General features: G+C 72.9%; 15 protein-coding genes. 8 read left to right on the top strand and 7 right to left on the bottom strand.

Annotated features, from left to right (window positions below; translation table 11 throughout):
• Nucleotides 1–82: 82 nt before the first annotated feature.
• The 3 genes from ACH4D5_RS35345 to ACH4D5_RS35335 all read left to right on the top strand — a co-directional run bounded on the left by ACH4D5_RS35345 (nucleotide 83) and on the right by ACH4D5_RS35335 (nucleotide 3,481).
• Nucleotides 83–1,189 carry a PP2C family protein-serine/threonine phosphatase gene (locus tag ACH4D5_RS35345; RefSeq protein ID WP_398311092.1) on the top strand — a complete coding sequence of 369 codons (1,107 nt, stop codon included), beginning with the start codon at nucleotides 83–85 and terminating at the stop codon, nucleotides 1,187–1,189.
• Between the two features lie 314 nt (nucleotides 1,190–1,503).
• Nucleotides 1,504–2,853 (top strand): transcriptional regulator, encoded by a 1,350-nt coding sequence (locus tag ACH4D5_RS35340; RefSeq protein ID WP_398311089.1) that lies wholly within the window; start codon nucleotides 1,504–1,506, stop codon nucleotides 2,851–2,853.
• Nucleotides 2,854–2,938: 85 nt separating this feature from the next.
• Nucleotides 2,939–3,481 (top strand): NUDIX hydrolase, encoded by a 543-nt coding sequence (locus tag ACH4D5_RS35335; RefSeq protein ID WP_362993555.1) that lies wholly within the window; start codon nucleotides 2,939–2,941, stop codon nucleotides 3,479–3,481.
• Here the strand turns inward: ACH4D5_RS35335 and ACH4D5_RS35330 are convergent, their stop codons facing one another.
• A complete protein-coding gene (locus ACH4D5_RS35330; RefSeq protein WP_398311086.1) occupies nucleotides 3,482–3,739 on the bottom strand; it encodes a hypothetical protein in 258 nt (85 codons plus the stop codon).
• Nucleotides 3,740–3,956: 217 nt separating this feature from the next.
• On the bottom strand, nucleotides 3,957–4,817 hold the full coding sequence (locus tag ACH4D5_RS35325; RefSeq protein WP_398311083.1) for a 3-hydroxybutyryl-CoA dehydrogenase: 861 nt from the start codon (nucleotides 4,815–4,817) through the stop codon (nucleotides 3,957–3,959).
• Nucleotides 4,818–5,006: 189 nt separating this feature from the next.
• On the opposite strand from ACH4D5_RS35325, the gene ACH4D5_RS35320 reads away from it, so the two are divergent.
• Nucleotides 5,007–6,251 carry a glycoside hydrolase family 10 protein gene (locus ACH4D5_RS35320; RefSeq protein ID WP_398311080.1) on the top strand — a complete coding sequence of 415 codons (1,245 nt, stop codon included), beginning with the start codon at nucleotides 5,007–5,009 and terminating at the stop codon, nucleotides 6,249–6,251.
• 1 nt (nucleotide 6,252) lies between these two features.
• Here ACH4D5_RS35320 and ACH4D5_RS35315 read toward each other — a convergent pair whose 3' ends face one another.
• Both ACH4D5_RS35315 and ACH4D5_RS35310 read right to left on the bottom strand, forming a co-directional pair.
• Nucleotides 6,253–6,447 (bottom strand): DUF1918 domain-containing protein, encoded by a 195-nt coding sequence (locus tag ACH4D5_RS35315; protein ID WP_398311077.1) that lies wholly within the window; start codon nucleotides 6,445–6,447, stop codon nucleotides 6,253–6,255.
• Between the two features lie 95 nt (nucleotides 6,448–6,542).
• Nucleotides 6,543–7,487 carry a DMT family transporter gene (locus ACH4D5_RS35310; RefSeq protein ID WP_398311074.1) on the bottom strand — a complete coding sequence of 315 codons (945 nt, stop codon included), beginning with the start codon at nucleotides 7,485–7,487 and terminating at the stop codon, nucleotides 6,543–6,545.
• Between ACH4D5_RS35310 and ACH4D5_RS35305 the strand changes: the two genes are divergently transcribed.
• Nucleotides 7,486–8,922 carry a PLP-dependent aminotransferase family protein gene (locus ACH4D5_RS35305; RefSeq protein WP_398311071.1) on the top strand — a complete coding sequence of 479 codons (1,437 nt, stop codon included), beginning with the start codon at nucleotides 7,486–7,488 and terminating at the stop codon, nucleotides 8,920–8,922. The two genes, ACH4D5_RS35310 and ACH4D5_RS35305, sit on opposite strands and share 2 nt — an antisense overlap.
• Before the next feature lie 70 nt (nucleotides 8,923–8,992).
• Entirely contained in the window at nucleotides 8,993–9,430 is a 438-nt protein-coding gene (locus tag ACH4D5_RS35300) for a GNAT family N-acetyltransferase (RefSeq protein ID WP_398311068.1), read from the top strand.
• 1 nt (nucleotide 9,431) lies between these two features.
• Here ACH4D5_RS35300 and ACH4D5_RS35295 read toward each other — a convergent pair whose 3' ends face one another.
• Both ACH4D5_RS35295 and ACH4D5_RS35290 read right to left on the bottom strand, forming a co-directional pair.
• Nucleotides 9,432–9,929, bottom strand: a complete 498-nt coding sequence (locus tag ACH4D5_RS35295) for a DUF6314 family protein (protein ID WP_398311065.1) — start codon at nucleotides 9,927–9,929, stop codon at nucleotides 9,432–9,434.
• Nucleotides 9,930–9,948: 19 nt separating this feature from the next.
• Nucleotides 9,949–10,938 carry an aldo/keto reductase gene (locus ACH4D5_RS35290; RefSeq protein WP_398311062.1) on the bottom strand — a complete coding sequence of 330 codons (990 nt, stop codon included), beginning with the start codon at nucleotides 10,936–10,938 and terminating at the stop codon, nucleotides 9,949–9,951.
• A gap of 238 nt (nucleotides 10,939–11,176) precedes the next feature.
• Here ACH4D5_RS35290 and ACH4D5_RS35285 point away from each other — a divergent pair, with 238 nt between their 5' ends.
• Nucleotides 11,177–12,682 (top strand): alpha/beta hydrolase, encoded by a 1,506-nt coding sequence (locus tag ACH4D5_RS35285; protein WP_398311059.1) that lies wholly within the window; start codon nucleotides 11,177–11,179, stop codon nucleotides 12,680–12,682.
• A complete protein-coding gene (locus ACH4D5_RS35280) occupies nucleotides 12,679–13,899 on the top strand; it encodes a serine hydrolase domain-containing protein (protein ID WP_398311056.1) in 1,221 nt (406 codons plus the stop codon). Before ACH4D5_RS35285 ends, ACH4D5_RS35280 begins: the two co-directional genes overlap by 4 nt.
• Here the strand turns inward: ACH4D5_RS35280 and ACH4D5_RS35275 are convergent.
• Complete coding sequence (locus ACH4D5_RS35275) at nucleotides 13,802–15,241, bottom strand: MFS transporter (protein WP_398311281.1); 1,440 nt, start codon at nucleotides 15,239–15,241, stop codon at nucleotides 13,802–13,804. The genes ACH4D5_RS35280 and ACH4D5_RS35275 overlap by 98 nt on opposite strands.
• Nucleotides 15,242–15,299 lie beyond the last annotated feature (58 nt).

Below are 15,299 nucleotides of genomic sequence, written 5' to 3'. Positions count from 1 at the left end.
GATCGGATCACACGGTAGACAGAATCGATCCGGTCGTAAGGGCCGGTCTGCGCGCGGAACAGGGCCAAGGGGGGCCACCGGCATGATCCGTATCAAGACCAGAGCCCCCTGCCGGGCGGAGCGGCAGGGCGCCCGGCGGGTGCTCACGCTGGGCCTGCCCACGGTGTGGGGCGCCGTCGCCATCACGTACAAACTGGCCTGCCCGCTCGCCACGCAGGACAGCATGGGGGCGCGGATCGTCAGCAGTGCCGTCTTCTTCGCCGTCGGCACCGGGCTCATCCTCCACGTCCGGCGGGCGCTGCTGCGGGAGTTGCGGCAGGTCCGCGAGGTCGCGGGCGCCGCACAGAACGTACTCCTCAGACCCCTGCCGCCGCGCGTCGAAGGGCTCACGCTCGCCGCCGGACGGCTCTCCGCGTCCCGGGGCGCCTCCGTCGGCGGCGATCTGTACGAGGTGGCGGCCACCGACCACGGCGTCCGTGTCGTGATGGGAGACGTGCGCGGCCACGGCCTCGCCGCCATGGGGACCGTCGCCGCGGTGCTCGGCAGCTTCCGGGAAGCCGCCCACGACGAGCCCGAACTGCCTCTGGTCCTGCGCCGGTTGGAGCGGGCACTCGCACGGCACCTGCACGAGCGCTCGCGGGCCGGAGGCGCCGCGAGCGGCACCCCGGCGCCGGACAGCGCGCTGGCCGAGGAGTTCGTCACCGTACTGCTTCTGGAGATCGCCAAGGATGGCGGAATCTCCGCGCTCAACTGCGGCCACCCCTGGCCGCACCTGCTCAGCGGCACCGCGCGGCACCTGACGGACAGTGTGCCGCTGCCGCCGCTCGGCTCCTTCCCGCTCCCGGCCGACCTGCCGGTGCTCAACTGCGGACGGCTCCTGCCCGGCGAGCTGCTCGTCCTGCACACGGACGGCATGGAGGACGCGCGCGACGCGGCGGGGACGTTCTTCCCGCTGCGGGCCGTCCTCGCCGAGGCGGCCCGCGTCCCGCCGGTCTCCCCGCAGGGCCTCATCCGCAGGGTCTACGCCGAACTCCTCCGCCATTCCGAGGGATTGCCGTCCGACGACACGGCGCTGCTCGTGCTGCGCAACGACCGGAAGAGGGTCCCGTTGCAGCAGCCGGAGGAGGAGCCGGAGCCGGAGCCGGAACACGAGTCGGAGCGGCACGTCCGCTCCATGACCGGCAGGTGAAAGGCGGCCGGACTCCGGCGCGTCCGGGCGGCTGACCGGCCCGGGCAGGCGGTGGAACACCGGCGTGCGCCATCCGCCCCGCCATGGAGTTGTGGGCAGACGGCGGGACGGACGACGCGAGTGAGGGCCGCCGCGCTGTTCGAGGGGGGAGCCGACGGCCCGGCCGGCCTCCTTAACTGATGAGGCACCTCAGTCAAGCGATCCCACACACCGTGCGGCAGAGCGCACACCCCCCGGATTCGAGCACTCCGTTCACACCCCGTGTGAAGGGACCTCCACTAATCTGAGGAGCACCGAGCCACCGGAGGGCATCCATGCAGCCCAACACCCTGCTCGACGCGATCCTCGACGAAGCCGGCATCTCCCACGCGGGACTTGCCGCACATGTGAACCAGGCCGGCAGATCCAGAGGCCTCGCACTGCGGTACGAACACACCGCCGTGTCCCGCTGGTTGAAGGGCCAGCGCCCGCGCGGCCAGGTGCCCGACCTGATCTGCGAGGTGCTCGCCGCCCGGCTGCAGCGGCCCGTCACCCTGGACGACATCGGCCTCGGGCTGCCCGGTGTCCCCGCCGCCCGGGTCGGCTCGGCCGCCTCCACGCTCTCCGGCTTCGTGGAACGGGCCACCGCCCTGTGGCGCTCGGACGAACAGCAGCGCCCGCACCTGCTCGGCGCCCCCGCCGTCACCGGCACACCCGCCGTGATGCCCGTCTGGGAGTGGGAGAACCCGCCCGACGACGTCGACGTCTCCCGCGGCGGACGGCACCCCGTCAGCACGGCCGACATCGAGATGATGCGCGCCGCCCGCGCCCACTACGAGCAGATGTACCGCAAGACCGGGGGCATCGCGACCCGCACCCGCATCGTCGGCTTCCTCAACGCCGAGGCCGCGCCCCTGCTGCGCGGCAGCTACACCGACGAGATGGGCCGCCAACTGCACCGCTCCACGGGCGGGTTGGTGGCCATCGCGGGAATCTGCGCCTACGACTCCGACGCGCACGGCCTCGCCCAGCGCTACTTCCACCAGGCGCTGCGCCTCGCCAAGGCGAGCGGCGACACGGGGCTCGGGGCGTATGTGATCGCGCTGCTCGTCAACCAGTCGCTGTTCATGCGCGAGTACCGGCAGGCCGTCGCGTTCGCCGAGGCGGCGCTGCGGGCGGCGGGCCGCGACCTGACCCCGGCGCTCGCCTCCGACCTGTACGCGATGCAGGCCAAGGCGTACGCACACCTGGGCGACGGCAGGAGCGCGCTGTCCTGCATCCGGCGTGCGGAGGCCGCGGCCGACCGGATCCTGCGCGGCCGTGAGCCGGACGAGACCGGCTATGTCCAGCCCGGTCTGGTGAACGTGCAAGTGGCGGAGGCGCTGCTCAGCCTCGGCGATCTGGTCAGCGCCCGGGAGCACGCCGCGGCGGCCGTGGACACTCCGGCGCACGACCGCGGGCGGGTGCACCGGCTCGCCATGCTCAGCCAGATCGAACTGCGCCAGGGCAACACCGACGAGGCGGTGGCCACGGCGGTGGAAATGGCGGAACAGGCGCGGGGCATGGAGTCCCAGCGGCTGCGCGACCGGCTGCGCGCCGTGCGCGAGCACCTGGTCCGCAGCGACTGCGCGGGCACGGCCGAGGCGGCCGAACTCATCGCGGGGGCGCTGCGCGTACCGCTGTGACGCACAGTCCGGAGGCGCACACACGCTGCTGCAAAGATTCGTCTGCTGCGATATTGCCATCTACCAGTCGGAAGGTGGCAGAACCGTGCAGTGGACGAAACAGAGCGAACAAACTGTGTATGGAAACAGGTGGTTCACGGTCAATCTCGCCGACGTCGAACTGCCCGACGGCCGGCATCTGGACCACTTCCTGATACGGCTGCGGCCCGTCGCCGTGGCCACCGTCGTCAACGACGCCAACGAAGTGCTCCTGCTGTGGCGGCACCGCTTCATCACCGACAGCTGGGGCTGGGAGCTCGCGGCAGGCGTCGTCGAGGACGGCGAGGACATCGCGTACGCGGCGGCACGCGAGATGGAGGAGGAGACCGGGTGGCGGCCGGGCCCGCTGCGGCACCTCATGAGCGTGGAGCCGTCCAACGGCCTCACCGACGCCCGGCACCACATCTACTGGTCCGACGAAGGGACGTACATCGGTCATCCCGAGGACGACTTCGAGTCGGACCGCCGCGAGTGGGTCCCGCTCAAGCTGGTCCCCGACATGGTCTCCCGCGGGGAGGTGCCGGCCGCGAACATGGCCGCGGCCCTGCTCCTCCTCCACCATCTGCGCCTCGGTCAGGACGCGCGCTAGTCAGCGACCGATGGCCTGCCAGACCGCCACGGCGATCGCCGCGACCGCCGCGAGGGCGACGATGGTGGGCAGCGGCCAGCGTGTGTTCTCCAGCGCGGTGACCCTGGCCTCCATGGTCTCCACGTTCTTGGCGGTCTGCTCGTCGTGCTGAGTGAGCAACGCCAGCCGTCCGTCGACGCGGGCGAGCCCCACGTCCAGGCAGCGTCGCAACTCCGCGAGTTCTTCCGGGACCACGGCACTCTCGCCGTCGGTGGTCACGAGACCACTCCTCTCTGTAATGGCGCGTCCCCCCTTCCTCCGCACAGAAAGTGAACTAGCGCGGTGGCCAGGGCGGGAGAGTGTGCGATGGGCATATGCGAGCCCCCGGCGCACACGGTGTGTGAACGCCGCGGGCCCGGCACTCGCAGGAGTGCCGGGCCCGTCGGGTACAGAGAGTGTTCGTACGGGGAGTGAGCCCCGTCAGGCGTACGGCCCGTCAGGCGTACGTGTAGAAGCCCGAGCCGGTCTTCCGGCCGAGCCGCCCGGCGTCCACCATCCGCTGCAGCAGCGGGGGAGCGGCGTACAGCGGCTCCTTGTACTCGGCGTACATGGAGTCGGCGACCGAGGCGACCGTGTCCAGGCCGATCAGGTCGGAGAGCTTGAGCGGGCCCATCGGGTGGGCGCAGCCCAGCTCCATGCCGTTGTCGATGTCCTCACGGCTCGCGATGCCCGACTCGAACATCCGGATCGCGGAGAGCAGGTACGGGATCAGCAGCGCGTTGACCACGAAGCCGGAGCGGTCCTGGGCGCGGATCGCGTGCTTGCCGAGGATCTTCTCGACCACGGCCTGGGCCCGGCTGATGGTGCCCTCGGAGGTGGTCAGCGCGGGGATCAGCTCGACGAGCTGCTGCACCGGCGCCGGGTTGAAGAAGTGGATGCCGATGACCTGGTCGGGACGCGAGGTCGCGACGGCCAGCTTCACCAGCGGAATGGAGGAGGTGTTGGAGGCGAGGATCGCGTCCTGCCGGGTCACCACCTGGTCGAGCACCTGGAAGATCTCCGTCTTGACCTGCTCGTTCTCCACCACGGCCTCGATGACCAGGTCACGGTCGGCGAACTCGCCGAGGTCGGTGGTGAAGCTGAGGCGGTCGAGCGTCGCGTCGCGCTCCTCGTCGGAGATCTTGCCGCGCTCGGCTGCCTTGGAGAGCGAGTTGTAGAGCCGTGTACGCCCGATTTCCAGGGCCTCGCCGGTGGTCTCCGCGACCTTCACGTCCAGTCCGGAGCGGGCGCAGACCTCTGCGATTCCGGCGCCCATCTGGCCACAGCCCACCACTCCGACGCGTGCGATATCGGTCATGGAGTCGGTCACCTCGTGCCTTTCGCTGATCAACGGGGCCGGCAGGTCCCCGTACCCCCGTTTGGATGCGGTGCCTGCCTCGGCCGTGAACGTTACTCCGCAATGAGGGGTCCATGGCGGGCCGGGTCGGGCATGCTGTCCGCAACCGGCAAGGGGTGCCGGTGCACAGCGAGCTCAGGGGGCATGCAGATGAGGCGTATGTCACGTCGGGGTTTCTCGGTGGTGGCCGCGGCGGCGGTGGCCGGCCTGGCGACGGCGGGTGACGCGGCCGCCGCTCCCGACCGGCGACGGAAGAAGAAGCGCGAACTGCGGGGCATGTGGCTGGCGAGCGTCGTCAACCGCGACTGGCCCTCCAAGCCGGGGCTCCCGGCGGCACAGCAGCGCAGCGAGCTCCTGGCCTACCTGGACTCGGCGGCGAGCCGCAGACTCAACGCGGTGGTCTTCCAGGTGCGCCCCACGGCCGACGCCCTGTGGCCCTCGCCGTACGAGCCGTGGTCGGAGTACCTCACCGGGACGCAGGGCAAGGACCCGGGCTGGGACCCGCTGGGCACCGCCGTGCAGGAGGCGCACCGCAGGGGTCTCGAGCTGCACGCGTGGTTCAACCCCTTCAGGATCGCCAACCACACCGACCCGTCGCGCCTGGTGGCCACGCACCCCGCGCGGGTGCACCCCGACTGGGTCGTGCCGTACGGCGGGAAGCTCTACTACAACCCGGGCCTGCCCGCGGTGCGGCGCTTCGTCCAGGACGCGATGCTGGACGCCGTCCGCAAGTACCCGATAGACGCGGTGCACTGGGACGACTACTTCTACCCGTACCCCGTCGCGGGCCAGGTCTTCGACGACGACGCGGCCTTCGAGGAGTACGGCGGCGGCTTCCCGGACCGGGCCTCCTGGCGCCGCGACAACATCGACCGGCTGGTGCGCGAGATGTCGGGCCGGGTGAAGAAGGCGCGGCGGCAGACGCAGTTCGGGATCAGCCCCTTCGCGGTCTGGCGCAACATCGCGACCGACCCGACGGGTTCGGACACCCGGGCCGGGGTGCAGACCTACGACGACCTGTACGCCGACACGCGCGGCTGGGTGAAGAAGGGCTGGCTCGACTACATCGTCCCGCAGGTGTACTGGAACATCGGCTTCCCCGCCGCGGACTACGCCAAGCTCATCCCGTGGTGGAACGACGTCGTGCGCGGCACCGGCGTGAACCTCTACATCGGCGAGGCCCTCTACAAGGCGGGTGACCCGGCGCAGCCCGCGGCCTGGCAGGACCCGGCGGAGTTGTCCAGGCACCTCACGTACGCCAAGGGGTTCGACGAGGTGCGCGGGCACATCTACTTCTCGGCGAAGGAAGTCGGCGTCGACAAGATCGGCGCGATGGCGCGGGTGGTCGCCGACCACTACCAGGAGCCGGCGAAGCCACCGCGCGGAGCCATGTGAGCTACTGAGCCGGGTCCTGATGCCGTACGACGGTGTCGGGGCCCGGCGACATCAGGGTCTCGTGGCCGTCGTCGAACCGGACGCGGTACGGCGGGCCGCCGTCCGCGCCCAGCACCTCGATGATCTCCGCCGTGCGGTCGCGCTGCCCGACGATCCTGCCGTGCACCAACAGTCGGTCACCTACGGTTGCGCGCATGTGGAGTGCTCCCTCGTCCGCTCTGCGGTCGCGTTCCGTGGCCGTCAGTCTACGACGGGTGGTGGCGGTTGACCCCTGGTGCGGCGTGCCGCGGGTCAGCTCCGGGCCCGCTGGGTGACCGCGATGCAGACGAGGACGGCGGCGGCCGTGAGCGGCGCGGCGACGGTCAGGTGCTCGCCGAGCAGGAACACGGACCAGACCAGGGTCAGCAGCGGCTGGGCGAGCTGCAGCTGGCTGGCCTTGGGGACGCCGATCGCCGCCATGCCCCGGTACCAGACGACCAGGCCGAGGAACTGCGAGCCGATCGCGGCGTACAGCAGCCCGGCCGTGCTGTGCCCGGTGAGCTGGAAGGACTCGTGGGGCAGGGCGACCAGCGCGCCCACGACGTTGAGCGGCAGGCAGAGGATCAGCGCCCAGCCGATGACCTGCCAGCCGGGCATCTCACGGGCCAGCCGGCCGCCCTCGGTGTAGCCGGCCGCGCAGATCAGCAGCGCGCCGAAGAGGTAGAGGTCGGCGGCGGTCAGGGCGCCGCCGCTCTGCTGCACGGTGAAGGCGATGACGGCGGCGGCCCCGGTGAGCGCCGCGGCCCAGAACGCGCGCGACGGGCGCGCGCCGGTGCGCAGCGCCGAGAGGACGGCGGTCGTGAGGGGGAGCAGGCCGACGACCACGGCGGCGTGCGCGGTGGTGGAGGTCTGCAGGGCGAGCGTGGTGAGCAGCGGGAAACCGACGACGACGCCCGCGCCGACCACCGCGAGCCCCGCCCAGTGGCGGCGGTGCGGGACCGCGATGCGCAGGGCGAGCAGACAGCCGCCCGCGACGAGTGCGGCGAGCACGCCGCGCAGGGTGACGAAGCTCCAGGGCCCGATGCCTTCGAGGCCCCAGGCGGTCGAGGGGAAAGTGAGGGAGAAGGCGGTGACGCCGAGGGCGGCCATGACGGTGCCGGCGCGGCGGGTGCCGGAGGGACGGGCCGGCCGGGGAGTCTCCGCGGGGGCCGGGACCGCTATCCGGGTCGGGCGAGTAGCGCTATCCTGTGCTGTCATGCATGACAGTAGCAGCGTGGCTGAACTGGCGAAAAGTCTGCGGAGCGAGCTGGACCGCTACTCACCGGGTGGAAAGCTGCCGTCGAGCCGGTCGCTCGTCGAACGGTTCAGGGTGAGCCCGGTGACCGTGTCGCGGGCGCTGGCGCAGCTCGCCGCCGAAGGGCTCGTCGTCACCCGGCCCGGCGCGGGCGTCTTCCGCGCGGAACCGGCGGCGGCCGCCGCACCCGCCGGGGACACCTCGTGGCAGGAGGTGACGCTGAGCGCCGACGCCGCAGCCGAACTCGTGCCGCGCTCGGTCGACGCCTCCGGGGTCCTGGCCACCCTCGCCGCGCCGGCGCCGGGCATCATCGAGTTCAACGGCGGCTATCTGAACCCCGCACTGCAGCCCGAGCGCGCGATGGCGGCGGCCCTCGCACGGGCGGGTCGGCGGCCCGGCGCGTGGGGACGGCCGCCCGTCGACGGCCTGCCCGAGCTGCGCGAGTGGTTCGCCCGGGGGATCGGCGGCGCGATCACGGCCGCCGAAGTGCTGATCACGGCGGGCGGCCAGAGCGCGCTGACGACGGCCCTGCGGGCGCTCGCCCCGCCCGGCGCCCCTGTCCTCGTCGAGTCCCCGACGTATCCGGGCATGCTGGCGATCGCGCGGGCGGCGGGGCTGCGGCCGGTGCCGGTCCCGGTCGACACCGACGGGGTGCGGCCCCAGCTCCTGGCGGCCGCCTTCCGGGCGACCGGCGCCCGGGTCTTCGTCTGCCAGCCGCTGTTCCAGAACCCGACCGGCGCCGTGCTCTCCGCCGAGCGCCGCCCCGAGGTCCTGCGGATCGCCCGCGAGGCGGGTGCCTTCGTCATCGAGGACGACTTCGTGCGCCGCCTCGTCCACGAGGACGCCGGGCCGCTGCCGCGCCCGCTCTCGGCCGACGACCACGACGGCGTCGTCGTCCACGTCTGCTCGCTCACCAAGGCCACCTCGCCGAGCTTCCGCGTCAGCGCGCTCGCCGCCCGCGGACCGGTCCTCGAACGGCTGCGCGCGATCCAGGTCGTCGACCACTTCTTCGTGCCGCGCCCCCTCCAGGAAGCGGCACTCGAACTGGTGGGCACCCCGGCCTGGCCGCGCCATCTGCGGGCGGTGGCGGGGGAGTTGAAGGAGCGCAGGGACGCGATGGCGGCGGCGCTGCGGCTGCGCCTGCCCGAGTTCACGGTGCCGCACATCCCGGCGGGCGGCTACAACCTGTGGCTGCGGCTGCCCGACGGTGTGGACGAGTCCGCGTTCGCCTCCGCGGCCCTGCGCGCGGGCGTGGCCGTGGCCCCCGGCCGCCCGTACTTCGCGGCCGAACCCCCGGCAGGACACGTCCGGCTGAGCTTCGCGGCGATCGCCGGGGTGGGGGAGATCACGGAGGGGGTGCGCAGGCTGCGGGTGGCGTGCGACGAGGTGCTGGGGTAGCCGTGGACCACCCGTCCCACCAGGCGGAATCCACTCGACTCCACCCCGCGGCGGCTGCGAGGCTCGCCCCATGAACGACAGTGTCACCGTGCCCGACGGTTATGAGATATCCGCCGACCCCGCCCGCATCGACGCCGCCCGCGTCCACCACTGGCTCTCCACCGACGCGTACTGGGCGCTCGGACGCACCCGCGAGAAGCAGGACGCGGCGATCGCCGGATCGATCAACTTCGGGGTGTACGAGGCGGGTTCGGGGGAGCAGGTCGCGTACGCCCGCGTTGTGACCGACCGGGCCACCTTCGCCTGGCTCTGCGACGTGTACGTCTCGCCGGACGTGCGCGGCAAGGGCCTCGGTGTCGCGCTCGTCGACGCGGTCTGCGCGCACCTGGAGCCGTACGGCGTGCGACGCACCCTGCTCGCCACGGGGGACGCGCACGGGGTCTACGAGAAGCTCGGCTTCAAGGTCCTGGAGGCCCCGGAGAAGTGGATGGCGCGCGGCACCCAGTGAGTCACTGCGTCCGCCGGTACTCCGTGACGAGCAGCAGGTCCTTCGCCGGGCCGCCGACCCGCCACCGGGCGCGCCAGCGGTCCGCGTCGACCACCTCGAACTCGCCGCGGTAGAGGTCGCGTGCGCAGGGGTGGTCCGCCGTCCAGCGGCCCGTGCGCAGGTCGAGGTCGTGGAAGAAGCGGCCGTCGGCGAACTCCACGCGGGCCGTACCCGCCTCCTCGCCGGGCAGGAACCGCAGTGTGCGCTCGGCGGGGCGTGCGACGCCGTGCCAGGTGAAGGTGCCGGACTCGTGGTGGAGGAGGCCGCCGGTGTCCGGGGCGGGCAGCGGCGAGAAGAGCGTCGTACCGGTGAAGCGGCCCTCGGAGCCGTCAGCGAGGTCCCGGACCGTACGCTCGACGCGCCACTCGCCCGCGAGGTGGGCCAGGACGTCCGGCACGGGACGGAACACCGGGACGGCACCGCTCGCGGCGCCGTCGGTGTTCTCGTCGGGAAAGGACATACCCGCAGGTTACGCGCCCCTACTTGTCCACGGCCGCCAGGCTGCGCTCGTCGTACCGCGTGCCCGCCACCCGGCCCGCGGGCGCCGCCGCGTCGATCGCGGCGAGCTCGTCGGCCGACAGCTCGATCGCGACGGCTCCGACGTTCTCCTCCAGGTACTTCTCGCGGCGCGTGCCCGGGATCGGCACCACGTCGGCACCCCGGTGCTGCACCCAGGCGAGCGCGAGCTGCCCCGCGGTGACGCCCTTCTCGGCGGCGAGCGCGTCCAGGGTCTCCACGATGGACAGGTTCCGCTCCAGGTTGCCGTCGGTGAAGCGGGGCTGGGTGCGGCGCAGGTCGTCCTGGGGGAGTCCGTCGAGCGAGGTGTAGCGGCCGGTGAGGAAGCCGCGCCCGAGCGGCGAGAACGGCACGAGGCCGATGCCGAGCTCGCGGCAGACCGGCGCGATCTCCGCCTCCAGGTCCCTGGTCCACAGCGACCACTCGCTCTGCAGCGCGGCGATCGGGTGCACGGCGTGCGCTCGCCGGAGGGTGCGCGCACTGGCCTCGGAGAGCCCGAGGTGGCGCACCTTGCCCGCCCGGACCAGCTCGGCCATCGCGCCGACGGTCTCCTCGATCGGCACGCTCGGGTCAACCCGGTGCTGGTAGTACAGGTCGATGTGCTCGACGCCGAGACGGCGCAGCGAGGCGTCACAGGCCTCGTGCACGTACGCCGCGTCGCCCCGGATGAGCGTGGGCTCGCCGAGCCGGTTGGCGAAGCCGAACTTGGTGGCGATCACGGCCTGTTCGCGCCGCAGGCCCGCGAGGGCGCGGCCGATGAGCTGTTCGTTGTGGCCGCCGCCGTAGAAGTCGGAGGTGTCGAGGAGGGTGACGCCGAGGTCGAGGGCGCGGTGGATCGTCGCGATGGACTGCGCGTCGTCCGACGTGCCGTAGCCGTGGCTCATCCCCATGCAGCCGAGGCCCTGGGCGGAGACGGTCAGCGCGCCGAGCCGGCGCGTGGGAAGGCTGGTCATGGTGGTACCTCCTGGGGTGTGCCCGGTGATCGGCTCCGACCCTAGGAGCTGGAGTGGACTCCAGGTCAAGGCGGTTCGGGCGCGGGACCGAGGTGTGCGTACGGGGGCTTTCCCCAGGGGGATTCGGCCCGGTAGCCCGATGGTTCGGCGGTACGCCGGTTCCTAGCGTGGAGATCGTCTTCATGTTGCCCCCTCGCCGAACCAGGTCGCCCCTTCCGAACCACATCCAAGGAGCACGATGCGCGTCGCGTCAGCAGTCACCGCGGGTCTGGGACTCGTCGGGTTACTCGCGAGCGGAGTGGCCGCCGCGGCCCCGCCCGGGGACGGGGGCCCGAAGAAGCCGCGCCCGACGCTCAGTTGGGGCCGCTGCCCGGCGGACCAGAAGGAGCTGAACGAGGCGGGCGCGCAGTGCGCGAAGGTGACCGTGCCGCTGGACCACGCCGATCCCGGCGGCCGCACCATCAAGATCGCCATCTCGCGCGTCAAGGCGAAGGCGCCGGGTGAGCGACGCGGCATCCTGCTCTCCAACCCGGGCGGACCGGGCGGCACGGGCCTCGCCAGCACCCTCGCACTGCGGCCCGCGCTGAAGGACGTGGCGGACCGCTACGACCTGATCGGCTTCGACCCCCGCTTCCTCGGCGAGAGCACCCCGATCACCTGCGGCGAGGCCCCGCGGCCCGCCCCGCCCCCCGAGACCACGACCCCGCGCCGCGACTTCGAGGACTCGGTGCGGTCCGCACGCGACACCGCGCGCCGCTGCCAGGAGCACGGCGACAACGCCGAACTGCTCCCGCACGCCTCGACCAGGAACGTCGCCCGCGACATGGACGCCGTCCGGGCGGCGCTCGGCGAGCCCACGCTGTCGTACTACGGCATCTCGTACGGCGCCGACCTGGGCGCCGTCTACACCCAGCTGTTCCCGCGCCGGGCCGACCGGATCGTCCTGGACTCCTCGACCGACCCGGCGGCCACGCAGTACGAACTGTTCCAGCGGTCGGGGGCTCCCGCGGAAGCCGCACTGGGGGGCCAAGTGCGCGCGGACGTACGGAAGTTGCTGGGCCGGGCCGAGCGGCGCCCCATCGCAGTCAAGGGGCTGCGCCTGACCGCGCCGCTCCTGCGGATGATCTTCAAGCAGCTCGTCCAGCACGAGGAGTACGACCCCCAACTGGAGGCCGTCGTAGCCGACTTGAAGAAGGCCGCTGCGGGCGAGGAGGTCGAGCCGGGCCCCGCGCTCGGCGGGCTCCTGGAACTCCTCTCCTCGCCCGGCCTTGCGGACAGCATGGTGGGCGGCGCGATCTTCATGTGCGGCGACGGGGGCTGGCCCGCGGGCGGCTGGCCCGAGAACCCGGCGACGTACTGGAAGAACATGCAGCGCAGCCGCGCCACCCAGCCGGTCTTCGGGCCGTACGTCAACGGAATGATCGCCCCGTGCGCGTTCTGGGGGAGCGAGCCCCGCGAACCCGGCACGAAGATCGGCAACGACGTGCCCGCCCTGCTGCTGCAGGCCCGCCACGACAACAACGTCCCGTACGAAGGGGCTCTCGCCCTGCACGAGAAGCTCACCGGATCCCGCCTCGTGACGGCCGACATCCGCTCGCACGGCGTCTACGGGCGCGGCACCGACGGCCTCACCCCCGTCCCGTGCGCCGACGACGCCGTCAACACCTACCTGCGCGACGGCGAACTGCCCGCCACGGACATCACCTGCACGAAGACCGACCGGAAGGCGGAGAGGACCCGATGACGGAGATCAGCAGGCGCACCGGACTCGCGGCCACCGCGGCGGCACTGCTCACGGGAGCGTCCGGAACGGCCGCCGACGCCGCGCCCTCCGCGCCCTCCGCGCCCCCCGCGCCCGCCTCGCGCAGGAGCACCCTCCAGCGTGGCGTCGACGCGATCCACGCGACCGGCGCGACCGGTGTCGTCGCCGAGGTGCAGAGCGCGCACGGCCGCACCACCGCCCGCGCGGGCGTCGCCGACCTCGGCGGGAAAGGCCCTGTACCCGAGGACGCGTACTACCGCATCGGCAGCGACACCAAGACGTTCACCGCGACCGTCGTCCTCCAGCTCGTCGGCGAAGGGCGGCTGAGGCTCACCGACACCGTCGAGCGGTGGCTGCCCGGCACGATCCGCGGCCACGGCAACGACGGCCGCCGGATCACCGTTACCAACCTGCTGCGGCAGACCAGCGGACTCAACGACTACATCACCGCGGACAGCGGCGACTTCACCCCGGACGCCTACCGGCGCAACCGCTTCCGTTCCCAGTCGCCGAAGGAGCAGCTGACGGCGGCCCTGAGCACGCCACCGCAGTGGCTGCCCGACGCCGACGACCCGGCCGGGGAGCGGCGCTGGTCGTACTCCAACACCAACTACGTCGTCGCCGGGCTGGTCGTCGAGGCGGTCACCGGACACCCCTGGGCCCAGGAGGTCCACGAGCGGATCGTCGAACCGCTCGGCCTGCGCCACACCTTCACACCCGGCACCTCTCCGTACGTGCCGCACCCGACGGCCACCGGCTACACGTACTTCCCGCACGAGACCCGCCCCACGGAGACCACCCTCGGCTTCGGCGGGGGAGCGGACGGCTGCCTCATCTCCACCACCCACGACCACGGCGTCTTCCTGCGCGCCCTGCTCGGCGGGCGGCTGCTGCGCCCGGCGCAGCTCGCGGCGATGAAGAGGACCGTGCCGGTGCGGGACTGGATCCCGGCCGACGGGGTCCGCTACGGCCTGGGCATCGCCTGGCGTCCCGTCGCCGGGCGCGCGGACGGCATCTGGTTCCACGGCGGGACCAGCCTCGGCTGCGTCAGCGAGTGCGGCGTGACCCCGGACGGCGCCACGGCCGTGACCAGCGCGGCCTTCACCCTGCGTCTCGACGACGCCCGGGCGAACGAGGCACAGGCGCGCGCGACGCTCCGGATGGTCGACTCGGCGTTGCGGCGCGGGGACGGTTCGTAGCACCCGGCAGCCGTGTCGCCGCCAGTGCGCCGAGTGCCGCCACCGCCGCCAGGACCGTCAGCGTCGGGGTCATCGCGGAGAGGGACGCGTCGTGGGGCCAGTGGGGGTCATGCCCCTGCGGGCGGTCCGTGGGGGAGGTGAGGGCCGTCATCAGGGTGGTCGCCGCGGCGATGCCCACGGTGGGGCCCACGTTCATCGCCGTCTGCTGGAGGCCGCCGGCCACCCCGGCGTCGGCCACCGGGGCATGGCGTACGACGACGGCCGTCGCTGCCACCATCACCGTGCCGAACCCGGCCCCCACGAGCGCGAACGCGACGCCGGTCGCGAGCGGCCCCGACGATCCGTCCAGCCGGGACAGGGCCAGTACGCCGAGGGCGAGCACCGCCATCGCCGCCGTGACCGTCCGCCGCGGCCCCTGCCGTCGTAGCAGCACGGCGGCGAGCGGCGCGCCCACCACCATCATCACCGCGAGCGGCAGCGCCCTCAGCGCACTGTGCAGCGGGTCGAGCCCCAGCACGTCCTGGAGGAAGTACGTCCCGACGAAGAGCGCACCGAACATCGCCGCGGACGCCGCGACGAGAATGCCGAGCGCGGGGCCGACCGCGGCGGCACCGAGCAGGCGGGGCGGCACCAGGGGGCTCGCCGCACGCCGTTCGTGCCGGACGAACGCGCCGCCCGCGACGACCGCCGCCAGGAGCCCCGCCGCCGTCGCCGCCGTCCAGCCCTGATCCGGCACGGCGACCAGAGTGTGCACGAGACAGGCCAGCGCCACCGCGAGGAGCCCGGCACCCGGCAGGTCGAGCCCGGGTGCGGGAGCGCCGCCCCCGTCCCGCACCGTCGGGACGCGTACCACCAGCGCCAGTACGCCGATCAGGAGCGCGGGCACCACGCTGAGGAAGAACACGGAGCGCCAGCCCAGCTCCGTGGCGAGCGCGCCGCCCAGCACGGGACCGGCCGCCGCCGAGAGGCCGATCGCGCTCGTCCTCAGCGCGATCGGCATCCCGAGCCGGTCCGCAGGGAACGCGGCCCGCAGCATGCCGAGCGTCGCGGGCTGCAGCAACGCCCCGAAGACCCCCTGGGCGACGCGCAGCGCGATCACCCAGCCGACGCCGGACGCGAGGCCGACCCCCGCCGACGCGGCGGCGAAGCCGAGTGTCCCGACGGCGAAGACCCGCCGGTGTCCGTACCGGTCGCCGAGCCGCCCGGCGAAGACGAGCAGGCTCGCCACGGCGATCAGATAACCGGTGCTCGTCCACTGGACCTGTGCGAACGAGGCGTCGAGGTCGCGTTGCAGTGCGGGCTGGACGACCGTCAGCGCGGTGCCGTCCAGCGCGACGACCATCGCGCCGACGACGCTGCAGGCGAGGGTGAGGTGCCGCCGACCCGCCGACGGTGCGGGC

The organism is Streptomyces sp. NPDC018029, assembly GCF_044327655.1.
Lineage (GTDB): Bacteria > Actinomycetota > Actinomycetes > Streptomycetales > Streptomycetaceae > Streptomyces.
This window is presented reverse-complemented; position numbering and strand designations above follow the sequence as displayed.